This is a genomic window from Raoultibacter phocaeensis, assembly GCF_901411515.1.
In the GTDB taxonomy this organism is placed as follows: Bacteria; Actinomycetota; Coriobacteriia; order Coriobacteriales; family Eggerthellaceae; genus Raoultibacter; species Raoultibacter phocaeensis.
The window spans coordinates 134,601-147,051 of the sequence record NZ_CABDUX010000001.1; the positions used below are offsets into that span (position 1 = coordinate 134,601).

The following is a 12,451-nucleotide window of genomic DNA, read 5'->3' on the forward strand; positions in this document are numbered from 1 at the left end:
AGACGGGACCGAATGCAGAAACGACGAGGAGCACGAACAATGAAAGCATCCAGCATAGAAAGCCTTATCGGCAATACTCCCCTGCTTGACATCTCGGGCATCGAGGGTCAAAACGCCAACGCGACGATTCTCGCGAAATTCGAGGCCGCCAATCCAGGCGGCAGCATCAAGGACCGCATCGCCAAAGCGATGCTCGACGAAGCCGAAGCGGCGGGGCTTATCGCTCCGGGTGGACGTATCATCGAACCGACGAGCGGAAACACCGGTATCGGACTTGCTATGCTAGCCGCCGCGCGCGGATACCGTCTTACCCTCGTCATGCCTGAAACGATGAGCATCGAACGCAGGAAGCTCTTGGCCGTCTACGGTGCCGAACTCGTGCTCACCGAGGGCGCAAAAGGTATGCCCGGAGCCATTGCGAAAGCCGAGGAGCTCCTTGAGGCCGAACCCGAGGCGTTCATGCCTCGGCAGTTCGAAAACCCCGCCAATCCGCGCGTGCATTACGAAACCACAGGCCCCGAGATCTGGAGCGATGCGGGCGGCGCGGTCAACGTGTTCGTAGCTGGCGTCGGTACGGGCGGTACGATTTCGGGTGCTGGCGGATTCCTGAAGGAGAAGAACCCCGACCTCTTGATCATTGCCGTGGAACCGGAAGAATCACCGGTGCTGTCTGGCGGATCGTCGGGGCCCCACAAGATCCAGGGGATCGGCGCCGGTTTCGTTCCCGACACCCTCGATACCAGCATCTACGACGAGATCATCCGCATTTCCACAGCCGATGCATTCGCAACCCAAGCTGAACTCGCCCGCAAGCTCGGGGTGTTCGTCGGCGTCTCGTCGGGCGCAGCCACAGCAGCAGCACGGATTGTCGCACAACGACCTGAGTTTGCCGGCAAAACCATCGCCACCGTGCTTCCCGACACCGGCGAGCGATACCTGTCCATGATTCAGACGGATTAGACCACCGAGGTTGGCCGCGGCGATCGTTTCGACTAAAACCGGCCCCGCGAACAAAAGCACAAGGAGCAACTCATGAAGCAGATATATCTCGATAACGCAGCTACTACGCAGATGCGGCCTGAGGCGCTCGAGGCCATGATGCCGCATCTGACCGTGGCGTACGGCAACGCAAGTTCCATCTATCCGCTCGGCGAGGAAGCCGCAGAAGCACTCGCCGAAGCACGTCATACTGTTGCGAGCGCCATCAACGCCGATGACCGCGAGGTGTACTTCACCTCGGGCGGCAGCGAATCGGACAACTGGGCACTTATCGCCACAGCCGAAGCCTACGAGGCGAAGGGCAAACATATCATCGCGAGCGCCATCGAACACCACGCGATTCTCCATACCGCAGAATACCTCGAAAAGCGCGGGTTCGAAGTCACCCGCCTTCCCGTCGACGAAACGGGACGTGTCTCGCCCGCCGTCCTCGAAGCAGCCATGCGACCCGACACGATCCTCGTATCGATCATGTTCGCTAACAACGAAATCGGGACCGTCGAACCCATCGCCGAGCTCGCAAAGATCGCACACGACCATGGTGCACTCTTTCACACCGATGCCGTCCAAGCGTTCGGGCATCTGCCGATCGATGTGAAAGAGCTGGGCGTCGACCTCTTGTCCGCTTCGGCGCACAAGATCTACGGGCCCAAGGGCACCGGACTTCTCTACCTCAAGCGAGGAGTGAAGACGAAAGCGTTCATCCATGGAGGACAGCAGGAACGCGGTTTGCGCGCGGGAACCGAAAACGTGGCGGGAATCGTCGGGTTCGCCAAGGCAACCGAGCTCGCTCTTACCGAGCAGGATGAGGAAACCGCACGTCTTACCGAACTGCGGGATCACGCTATCGAGCGCATCGAGCGCGAAATTCCGCATAGCCGCCTGAACGGCCATCGAAGCGAGCGGCTTCCCAACAACGTGAACTTCTCGTTCGAATTCATCGAAGGCGAAGGCATGCTTTTGCAGCTCGCGTTCAAGGGCATCAGTGCATCGAGCGGATCGGCGTGCACCTCAGGCTCACTCGATCCGAGCCATGTGCTTCTGGCCATCGGATTGCCCCACGAAATCGCGCACGGATCGCTTCGGCTCACGCTCGGACGCGAAACTACCCGCGAGGACATCGATTACACGATCGATACTTTGAAAGCAACTATCGAGAACCTCCGTGCAATGAGCCCCCTGTACGAGGACTTCGTCAAATCTCACAAGAAGGCGAGCTAGAAACCTCGAGCGCGCACGCACGACCAAAGGAAGGAGCCAGATTATGGCTTTTGCATACAGCGAAAAGGTAATGGACCACTTCACGAACCCGAGAAACGTCGGCGAGATCGATAACTGCAGCGGCTGCGGCACCGTGGGCAACGCGCAGTGCGGCGACATCATGCGCATCTACCTCGACGTCGATGACGATCAGCGAATCCGCGACGTCAAGTTCAAGACGTTCGGCTGCGGGGCCGCCATCGCCACCTCATCGATGGCCACCGAGCTCGTCAAAGGAAAGACCGTGCAGGAAGCACTCGAGGTAACCAACAAAGCAGTCATGGAGGCGCTCGACGGCCTGCCGCCGGTAAAGGTGCACTGCTCGCTGTTAGCCGAAGAGGCGATCCATGCAGCGCTCTGGGATTATGCCGAGCGCGAAGGCATCGTGATCAAGGGTCTCGAGAAGCCCAAGACCGACATCCACGAGCACGACGCTCACGAGGCCGAGCAGGAGCACGCCTTCGCGTAAGGGCGACGACCCAAACCCGAACGAGACCTCAAGGGGAACCGCGTTGGCGGCAGGCCCGTATAAGCCAAGCAGCCAAGCGATCTGCTCGAATCAAAGCCCGGTTTGCGGACCCTCAACCGCAGACCGGGCTTTGCCTATGCCTTACATGCTCTTCTGCAGGTTTGCGATCCATGCAAGATATGCGACGAACGCAATCACTTCGACGGCAACCATGATCAACACGCCCGCCATCGTGATCTGGTCGAAGGCAAACAGGGCAAGCGCACCGATGGGAACGAGGACAGAGAGCACATTAAACGCGCGCTCGGCTGCGCGGCTGCGTATAGCGACGTTGCGCTCGTCGGCCTCACTCACCAATTCGCTCGACGTGGGCTTGTGCAAGAGAGCTGCAACCCCGCATATCGCAAGCGCCACTGTGCATCCGGCAAAGCCCCATACCGCCTTGCCTGCCGTAGGAAGAATGCCGGCTATGCCGCCGATGTTGAAACCGAACACCACGGTGATGAGAAGAAATGCAGCTGCAAGCGATAGGGTTACAACGGCCGTCGTCTTCGTGCTTTTCTTTGCGGTCATCGGGTATTCCTCCTTCGGCACGGATGCCTTCGATTACTTTTGGATGCCACCGCTGCGGAAGCACCTTTTCATGCGATGCAAAATGGAAAGCTTGCTTTCCATACAGTATAGGCATATCTCATGCAAATGTAAAGCTTGCTTTCCATTTTTCTTTCTAGGATGCGAACCCCTCGCCCAGTACATTTTTCGAGGCAACTTGACATTTCTCCTATTCCCCGTCGGCTCGACATGGTACACTCTGAATCCATTTCACCCTTCGGCTGCATGCAACGCATTGTGCCGATACTACGAATCGAGGAGATTATGGCAGGGATGTTTCGCTTGTTTCTATAGCCTAACGGGTTATCGGATACTTGCCCGCGCCCAGACGCACAGTTTGTCGTGCAAGCGCGAATCACCTGCACTACCTCGGCCCTACCGTATTTCGGTTCCAGACCATGCTTCGAAATCAGGTATTTCAGAAGCTCGTTTTGCGGTCGTTCGCCACCATTTCAGTGCAGCGCAGCGTGTTCGCACCCAATAGTTGCGGAAAATTCCAACCGGAATAGCTGGCACGGACGCATCCGCAACCCCACACTGAAAACGAAAGTTCGCTCGTCCCCTATCAAGATCAAGGAGTTTCACCCCATGACGGAATCATCAACCGTACTCAGCGCAGCGGGCCGACCGCTCCCGAAGCGCTGGCTCGCGATCATCGCGACTATTTGGGCAGGCCAAGCCGTTTCGATGGTAACGAGTTACGCGGCGGGATACGCTGCCGTGTGGTACATCACCGAAACAACCGGCAGCGCCCTCATGCTCGCCGCCGCCACCATTTGCGCCTATCTCCCCCAGGGGCTCCTCTCTCCCTTCGGCGGGGTCATAGCCGATAAGTTCAACCGCAAGACCGTGATGATCGTCGCCGACATGAGCGTGGGCATCATCTCGCTCATCCTCGGCATTTTCATTTTGCTCGGAAAGGCATCGTTCGCGCTCATCATCGTCATGATCATCGTACGCAGCATCGGACAGGCGTTCCATGGTCCCGCTATGATGGCGGCCATGCCCCTGCTCGTACCGGAGAAGCACCTGTTGCGCATCAACATGCTCAGCCAGATGCTCATGAGCATGGCGAGCATCGGTGCACCGGCGTTCGGCATCTTCCTCTATACCGTCATCGGATTTCATTCGGTCATGTTCCTCGATTTCTTCGGGGCATGCATGGCCGTTCTGGGCCTTGCGCTCGCGAAGATTCCGACCGTCCACGACGAAACGACCGAAAACCAGAATGTCTTCGCGAACATGCGCGACGGATGGAAGGCGCTCTCTATTAACCGAGGCCTCATGATTCTCATCGTGGGCGTTACGCTTGGCATGATGGTGTTCGGTCCCTTAGGCGCGATGTTCCCGCTCATGACCTACGATCACTTCGGAGGCGATGGTTTTGCCGCCTCGATCACCGAAGCGGCCTTCGGTGTGGGCATGCTCGTCGGTTCGGGCATCCTCATGGCCTGGGGCGGCGGCAAGCGGCTCGCCGGCCTCATGGCAGTAGCCGCAGTTATCGTGGGAGCGTCCACTGCGGCATGCGGTCTGCTGACCCCGAACATGTTTTGGATCTTCGTTGCGCTCTGCGCCGTCATGGCCGTTGCCTGCGCTTGGTTCAACGGGCCGCTCATTACGCTCGTCCAACGCAACGTGCCCGAGGAGAAGATGGGCCGCGCGCTCGGCTTGACCACAGCTGCCATCGGCCTCGCCTCCCCGCTCGGCGTGGCGATAGGCGGCGTAGCCGCAGAAGCGATCGGGATCGCACCGTTTTTCCTCGTCGACGGCATTCTGTGCTTGGCCCTTGGCCTGCTGCTCTACCTACCCAAGAGCGTACGCGCGCTCGACCAAGCGGAACCGGGCGAGGTCCACACCGAAGCTACTGCTCCCGAACAACCCGCCGCGCTTCCGGCAGAGTAGCAACCTGAAAACCAGCTCGCAGAGGCTACCCGAGAAGCCGCTGGGTAGCTGCGGAAGCCGTTCAACCTGCAGGGTGCAGCGCTTCGGTCTGGCCCGCGGGAAGCCGACACGATATTTGTACGAGTGCGCCGTATCGACCCGATGCGGCGCACTCGTACCTAAGGCTGCTGACCGAGCTGCATTGCGCTGCGGGCTCGCTGCAGACGTGCTGCATCGGGCTGCAGGCGCAGGTGCGCCGCGCTTCGCTGCAGCTTTGTTGTCACCAAAGACACGAGGGCGCCTTTATCTATGTTCCGGACTTGGCGAAATCTGGCACAAAATTGGAGGTTGGGGGTGCGGCAGGATTCTTGGACTGCTCAGGCCGCCAGCCCGAGCCTCCTGCGGCGGCCCTCGATGGTCTCGCAGGTGGCCTTCTTCCCGTTCTCCCTGAACGTCTTGAGGCGGCCGTCATTGTACCACGTGATGTAGCGCGCGACGGCCTCGAATATCTCGGCGACGGGCGCCCCCGCGCGCACGAGCGAATGGAACGCCTCGACCTTCGCCCGGCCGAAGAAGCCCTCGCACGCCGCGTTGTCGGGGCTGTGCCCCTTGCGCGACATCGAGCGCACGAGGCCGGCCCCCTCGCACAGCGCGATCCACCCCTTCCAGCGGTAGTGCCCGCCGCGGTCGGAGTGGATGACGGGACGCTGGCCCTCCCGAAGCGTCGCTATCGCGTCGGCGAGCGTGGAGTTCGCGAGCTCGGCGTTGGGGCTCTCCGAGGCGCGCCAGGCGACGACCTTGCCGTCGAAGCAGTCGACGACGGCGGACAGGTAGCACTTGCCGTCGCGCCCCCGCATCTCGGTGATGTCGGTGAGCCACAGCTCGTTGGGCGCGTCCGCCGAGAAGTCGTGCCTCCCGTGCTCGCCGAGCAGCAGGTTCCCGGGCGCGTCCGACACCTCGCCCGCGTACGAGCTCCATCTCTTCTCCGACCTGGAGCACCGGGCGACGAGCCCCTGGCGCGCCATCGACTCGCGCACCCTGCGCTCGGGCGCGCGGACGCCGCCGGCCTCCAGCGCCGCTCTGGGGCGGCGGTAGCCGTAGATCCCGCCGTTCTCCGCGAAGGCCGCGGCCACGGCCCCGTCGAAGCCCCCGTCCGTCATGCCGGACGGGCTATCGAGCCTCGCCCGGTGGTAGAGGTAGGTGCTCTTCGAGATTCCCAAGAACGTCGAGATCCGGGCCAGGGAGCACCCGCAGTCCCGCCTCAGCCTCTCGCCTAACCCGACGAGCCGCCTCTTCGACAGGCTCGCCGGGCTTGCGGCTTTTGGGTCGCGCATCAGCTCCTTGTAGACGCTCACCTCGAAGAGCGCCTCCTCGAGCTCGGCCCGGAGGGCCTCGATCCGCCTGTCGTCCGATCCCGCCGCCTGCCCCATGCCCGGCTTCGCCCCCTCGTCCTCGCGCGGCGCGCCCTCCGCGCCGGTCTCGGACATGATAGCGCTTTTGCGGGCCTTCCTGCTCCAGACCGATATTATGCTCGCTTCGGCGATGCCGAGGCGGCGGGCGATGTGCGCGGGCTTCTCCCCGAGGCCGTAGAGGCGGACGGCCTCCGCCTTGGTGGCCTCGGGGTAGCGGGAGTGGGGCGCGTGCTCGGCGCGCCCCTTCACCCTGGGCATCTCCGCCGGCAGGGAGCCCTCCTCGGCCTGCTCCAGCCACCGCCTCAGCGACTCCCTGGACGGGGTCCCCCATTTCCGCTCGGCGGCGCGGGGCGTGAGCCCCTCGGCCCACATCGTCTCGACGTAGCGGACCTTCTCCCTTTCCGTGTACATGCGGCTCCCTCCTCGCGGCCCCCGCGGGGGCCGCTCGATCGGTCGTGGACCGCCTGCCGGCGGTCCAACTTCCTGCCGCACCTCCGGTTTGACAATTGTAGAACATCATACATTTTAGTTTGGGCGATTTGAAGTTTTGCGAACAGGCGTTTTGTTTCCCTCTTATCAAGTTTTCTATATGTAACTAGTTGTATAATTGTCAAACCTCGGATTTTGTGCCAGAATCTCACCTCTCGGGAACACAGAATTGCCGTAGGTGCTCACAGCTGTAGCTCTGAGCACCAGGTTCGCTTGCCGCGATAGACGGGATCGGGCTGCGGTCACAGCCGCCGCAGTAGCGCAGGACCTGCAGCTGTCGAAACCCATGCGAATCTCCACAAAATGCGCTTACGATCAATGAGAACATTGTGAACGTCGCGCTCGTCGACATCATCGCTGCGTTCGGCATCGATTCGGGTCTCGCGCAATGGCTCGTCACCGGCTACATGATCGTTACGGCGATCATCGTCGCCTGCATGGCCTACCTCCAAAGGAGGTTTACGGTACGCGCGTTGTTCTTCACCGGTTCGGCGTTCCTCGTTATCGGATCAGCTGCCTGCCTCGTCGCACCGAGTTTTCCGCTGCTGCTTGTCTTCCGTCTCGTGCAAGCTGTCGGAACGGGCATCTTCATCCCCTTGATGATGGCGTGCGTGCTCGCCATCGCGCCGAAGCAGAAACTCGGCACCTATCTCTCCATCGGAAGCTGCTGCATCACGCTGGGACCAGCATTCGCACCGGTCGTTTCGGGCCTCATGGTCACGTATTTGGGATGGCGCTCGATCTTTCTTCTACCAACCGTTGTCATCGCGGCAACGGCAATCGTCGGCGTATTCACCGTGAAGGACATCCTCGACACCGAAAAAGCTGCGCTCGATGCGCCTTCGGTTGCGCTCGCCGCATTCGGCTTGACGGCGTTCGTGTTCGGCCTCTCATCGTTCACGTCGGATATCGTCATCGGGTTTGCGGGGCTGCTCGTCGGCGCAGGTGTGATCACGGCATTCGTTCTCAGGCAGCGTAGACTTGCGAATCCCCTGATCGACCTTTCGCCTTTGCTGAATCCCCGCTTCGCGCTCGCCTGTCCGCTCGTCATCGTTGCCATGATGACCACGTTTTCGATGAGCGTGCTTCTGCCCCTTTACTATCAGGGATCGCTTGCAGCCACCGCGCTTGCTTCGGGACTCTTCATACTCGTGCCGGTACTCGTCAATTCGGTTACCGCCATTGTCGGGGGGAGGGTTATGGACCGCAAGGGCCCGCGGCCGCTCATCCCGATCGGCTTTGCCGTTATCGTTGTCGGGCTTGCGGCTATCGCCGCGCTTTCGGTAAACATCGAATTGGCTCCCGTGCTCATCGGTTCAGTATTGGTATACGCAGGCGTCGGCCTCATCTTCTCCCCCTCGCAAACCGCTGGGCTGGTAAGCCTCGAACGCTCCCAAAACGGCAACGGAGTCACCATCATGAATCTGTTCATCCAGATTGCCGCCTGTATCGGACCAGCCTTATTCGTCGGCATTTTCTCAACGCGCGTCGGGGCGGAAGCGCAGGCTTCTCGACCGCCGTTCTGGCTGCCACCGTGTGCGCCGTCATCGGCTTTCTGATCTCGGTATATTACGTGCGGATCAAGGCTGAGCCGTTTGCAGAAGGATCCGCAGACGAACCTGAACGCACCTCGCCGCAGCCGATCCTCTCCCTTATCGGAAAGGCGGACGCCTACCGGATCGGCAGCACCGCAACCGTCCTCGAGGCGCTCGAGACGATCGTGAAAACCCAAACCGGCGGCGTTCCCGTCGTCGATGACCGCGGGCATGTGGTCGGCTTCGTTACCGACGGCGATATTATGCGCTATCTCACCGGCGGCGAGCGCAAGGCCATGGACCCGCTCTATGCCTACATGGCGATTGCCGAGCAGGGCGACCTCGCGAAGCGCGTACCCGCCCTCCTTGCAACGAACGTCATGGAGCTTGCAACGAAGAAAGTCGTCTGCATCGAGGCGGATGCACCCGTCGAAGACGTGTGCTTGACGCTCTCGAATCCGCGCATCAAAAAAGTGCCCGTCGTATCGAACGGAAAGCTTTCGGGCACGGTAAGCCGCTCCGACCTCGTGCGCTATTTCCTCAAGGAGTTCGCTTTACTGCCGAAGCCGGCTGCACCTGGCTCACAGAACCAGACGCCATGCGCCCTTGAGCCTCACGTGACGGACGAAGCTGCTTGCTCCGCTCCGTCCGCGCAGGCCAGCGCCTCCGCACAAGCACAAGGCCGCTCGGCAACGCAGGGGGCTCCTTGTGCCGCGCACTGCGCCCCGTCTGCGCAAACGGCTTCGTCCACGCAAAGCGACTCAGCCTAAGCCCGCTGGCTCGACCCGTAGGCGGCGTGTTTGCGGTTGCCGAACGCGCTGCCTTTGCGGGCGTCCTTCTTGAGCCGCTTGAGCACGTCATCCTCACTCGAGCCCTCCACCTGCGCGCGCAGCTTGACCACCTGGTCGCGCAGGCGGGCTGCTTCCTCGAAGTCCATGCTCTTAGAAGCAGAAGCCATATCGTCTTCCATCGAAGAAATGATGCGCAGCACCTCTTCGCGCGACAGCGCCGCAAGTTCGAGGTTCACCTGCTCGGCAGTGGTGTTGCCCACCTCGTCCTTCACGTAATTCATGATGTCGTTGATGGCCTTGCGGATGGTCTGCGGCTCGATGCCGTGTTCTTGGTTGTACTGCATCTGAATCTCGCGACGGCGTCTCGTCTCGTCGATGGCAAGGCGCATCGAATCGGTTACTTTGTCGGCGTACATGATGACCTGGCCCGAAACGTTACGGGCAGCGCGTCCGATCGTCTGGATGAGCGAGCGGTGGTTGCGCAAGAACCCTTCCTTGTCGGCATCGAGGATGGCGACAAGCGAGACCTCTGGCAGGTCAAGCCCCTCACGCAAAAGGTTGATGCCCACGAGCACGTCGAATTCGCCACGACGCAGGTCGCGCAAAATCTCGACGCGTTCGAGCGTTGCGATGTCGGAGTGCATATAGCGCGCCTTCACGCCCTGGTCGAGCAAGTGATCGGTCAGATCTTCCGCCATTTTCTTCGTGAGTGTCGTGATGAGCACGCGCTCCTCGCGCGATGCACGCTCCTTAGCCTCGTCGATGATGTCGTCGATCTGCGAAGCCGAGGTACGCACGATGATCTCAGGGTCGAGCAGACCCGTGGGACGGATGATCTGCTCAACCTGATCCTGCGATACCTTCTGCTCGTAATCTCCTGGGGTAGCCGACACGTAAATGAACTGCGGAACGCGCTCCTCGAACTCGTCGAAGCGGAGCGGGCGGTTGTCAAGGCAGCTCGGAAGCCTGAACCCGTGCTCGGCGAGCGTGATCTTGCGGCTGCGGTCGCCTTCGTGCATGCCGCGGATCTGCGGCACGGTCACGTGGCTCTCGTCGATGATGCAGAGGAAATCCTTCGGGAAGTAATCGATGAGCGTGTAGGGCGGCTCGCCCGGCTCACGCCCGTCCATGTGGCGCGAGTAGTTCTCGATGCCGGAGCAGAAGCCCATCGTCTCAAGCATTTCGAGGTCGTAGTTCACCCGCATCTCGAGGCGTTGGGCCTCAAGCAGCTTGCCTTCCGACTTGAACTGGGCAAGACGGTCACGCAGCTCTTCGCCGATGGTTTTGAGGGCCTTGTCCATCTTCGGCCGCGCCGTCACGTAGTGCGAGGCCGGCCACAAGGGAAGCGCTTCGAAATCGTTGAGCACCTCGCCCGTCACGTTGTCAACCTCGGCGATGCGCTCGATCTCATCGCCCCAGAACTCGATGCGGATCGGGTTGTCGGCGTAAGGCGGGAACACATCGAGGTTATCTCCCCGCACGCGAAACGTTCCGCGCTTGAGTTCGTAATCGTTGCGGTCGTACTGGATATCGATCAGCTCGTGGATGACCTTATCGCGGTCCATCTCCTTTTCCTTGTCGACGAACACCGCCATGCCCGCGTAATCCATCGGCGAGCCGATGCCGTAGATGCACGATACCGACGCCACGACGATGCAGTCGCGCCGCGAGAGCAGAGCCGAGGTTGCCGCATGGCGCAGCTTCTCGACTTCCTCGTTGATCGAAGCGTCCTTCTCGATAAACGTATCGCTTGAGGGAACATAGGCTTCGGGCTGGTAATAGTCGTAGTAGCTCACGAAGTACACAACCGAGTTGTCGGGGAAGAATTCCTTGAGCTCGGCTGCAAGCTGCGCGGCGAGCGTCTTGTTGGGGGCCATAACGAGCGTAGGCTTCTGCACGGCCTCGATGACCTTCGCCATCGTGAACGTCTTGCCCGAGCCCGTCACGCCCAGAAGCGTCTCGTAGCGCATACCCGACTCGACGTTTTGCGCGAGCCGCTCGATCGCCTGAGGCTGATCGCCCGCGGGTTCGAAGGGAGACACCACGCGAAACGGCGTCGAAGCCAGACGAACCTCCGACGTTTTGCCTTCCATTTCCATTCCCTCGATATTCGAAAGGTGAGCCATCGCTCCTCCTTTTCTGAAATAACCGAACGACTCGGCCGGCGCGCTGCGAGCTTATCCGAAGACGCACGACGCACATGCACCCGAGCGATCAGGTGAACATTCGCATAAGGGAATCATCGTAGCACAAGCCACGTCTAGTGAACAGATGTTCGTAAAAATAGTACCGAACCGTCAGCAGTTCTCTTCGAAAGCACCATCAATCGAAGCCGTCGGCATCATGGCAGCGCAAGTGAGCCGTTAGCAGGTTTTCTTGAACTCGTCCCACCATGAGCCAACCTGCTGTTTGAGGTCCTCGGGCGCGGCGTCGTTGTGGAATACCACATCGGCCACCTCGATACGATCGGCATCGGTGATCTGCTGAGCGATGCGGCGCTTCACGTCTTCCTCGTCCCAGCCGGCAGCTACCGCACGCTCGATGCGCACGTCGAGCGGCGCAAGCACGGCGATGATGCAGTCGGCTTTCGCGGCAAGCGAAATATCCCGGTTCTTGAAAGCCGAGTACTCGACGACAACCGCCTCGTGGCCCTCGCTCTCGAGCTCATCGATGCGATCGGAGAACGTTTCCTCGATACGGGGCATGGTGATGCTGTTGAGCAGGCTCGTATGCACATCGTCCACGAACGCTTTCGCAGCGAGCGCAGCACGGTTGACCTCGCCGTTTTCCTCGAGAATATCGTCGCCGAACGCTTCCACGAGATCGGTTTTCACATAGTCGCGCGTAAGCACCTCATGCCCCACCTCGTCGAGGTCGATGAACGGAAGGCCTTGCTCGACGAGCGCCTTGGTGGCCATTGACTTTCCGGCACCCATTCCGCCGATGATGAAAATCTTCTTCATATCGTATGACCTCCTTGCACGTCTCATCATTCCATCGCGC

The 12,451-nt window shown here is 60.7% G+C and carries 10 protein-coding genes; 6 read left to right on the top strand and 4 right to left on the bottom strand.

Annotation, left to right across the window (positions count from 1 at the left end; genetic code table 11):
• The first annotated feature begins 39 nt into the window (after positions 1 to 39).
• From cysK to nifU, 3 genes are all read left to right on the top strand, one after another.
• The gene (cysK, locus tag FJE54_RS00580) at positions 40 to 960 is read left to right on the top strand and encodes a cysteine synthase A (RefSeq protein WP_139650608.1); all 921 of its coding nucleotides are present in this window, start codon (positions 40 to 42) and stop codon (positions 958 to 960) included.
• Positions 961 to 1,032: 72 nt separating this feature from the next.
• Complete coding sequence (gene nifS / locus FJE54_RS00585; protein ID WP_139650609.1) at positions 1,033 to 2,220, top strand: cysteine desulfurase NifS; 1,188 nt, start codon at positions 1,033 to 1,035, stop codon at positions 2,218 to 2,220.
• 43 nt (positions 2,221 to 2,263) lie between these two features.
• A complete protein-coding gene (nifU, locus tag FJE54_RS00590; protein WP_139650610.1) occupies positions 2,264 to 2,728 on the top strand; it encodes a Fe-S cluster assembly scaffold protein NifU in 465 nt (154 codons plus the stop codon).
• A gap of 141 nt (positions 2,729 to 2,869) precedes the next feature.
• On the opposite strand, the gene FJE54_RS00595 is transcribed toward nifU, so the two are convergent.
• Positions 2,870 to 3,301, bottom strand: coding sequence for a hypothetical protein (locus tag FJE54_RS00595; RefSeq protein WP_139650611.1), 432 nt, complete (start codon positions 3,299 to 3,301; stop codon positions 2,870 to 2,872).
• A gap of 627 nt (positions 3,302 to 3,928) precedes the next feature.
• Between FJE54_RS00595 and FJE54_RS00600 the strand changes: the two genes are divergently transcribed.
• Complete coding sequence (locus FJE54_RS00600; protein ID WP_139650612.1) at positions 3,929 to 5,242, top strand: MFS transporter; 1,314 nt, start codon at positions 3,929 to 3,931, stop codon at positions 5,240 to 5,242.
• Positions 5,243 to 5,598: 356 nt separating this feature from the next.
• On the opposite strand, the gene FJE54_RS00605 is transcribed toward FJE54_RS00600, so the two are convergent.
• On the bottom strand, positions 5,599 to 7,044 hold the full coding sequence (locus FJE54_RS00605; protein WP_139650613.1) for an IS3 family transposase: 1,446 nt from the start codon (positions 7,042 to 7,044) through the stop codon (positions 5,599 to 5,601).
• Positions 7,045 to 7,448: 404 nt separating this feature from the next.
• On the opposite strand from FJE54_RS00605, the gene FJE54_RS00610 reads away from it, so the two are divergent.
• The gene (locus FJE54_RS00610; protein ID WP_255467281.1) at positions 7,449 to 8,681 is read left to right on the top strand and encodes an MFS transporter; all 1,233 of its coding nucleotides are present in this window, start codon (positions 7,449 to 7,451) and stop codon (positions 8,679 to 8,681) included.
• 14 nt (positions 8,682 to 8,695) lie between these two features.
• Entirely contained in the window at positions 8,696 to 9,427 is a 732-nt protein-coding gene (locus FJE54_RS00615) for a CBS domain-containing protein (protein ID WP_139650615.1), read from the top strand.
• On the opposite strand, the gene uvrB is transcribed toward FJE54_RS00615, so the two are convergent.
• Positions 9,424 to 11,574 (bottom strand): excinuclease ABC subunit UvrB, encoded by a 2,151-nt coding sequence (gene uvrB / locus FJE54_RS00620; RefSeq protein WP_139650616.1) that lies wholly within the window; start codon positions 11,572 to 11,574, stop codon positions 9,424 to 9,426. The genes FJE54_RS00615 and uvrB overlap by 4 nt on opposite strands.
• 237 nt (positions 11,575 to 11,811) lie before the next feature.
• A complete protein-coding gene (gene coaE, locus FJE54_RS00625; RefSeq protein WP_139650617.1) occupies positions 11,812 to 12,411 on the bottom strand; it encodes a dephospho-CoA kinase in 600 nt (199 codons plus the stop codon).
• Positions 12,412 to 12,451: the final 40 nt, after the last annotated feature.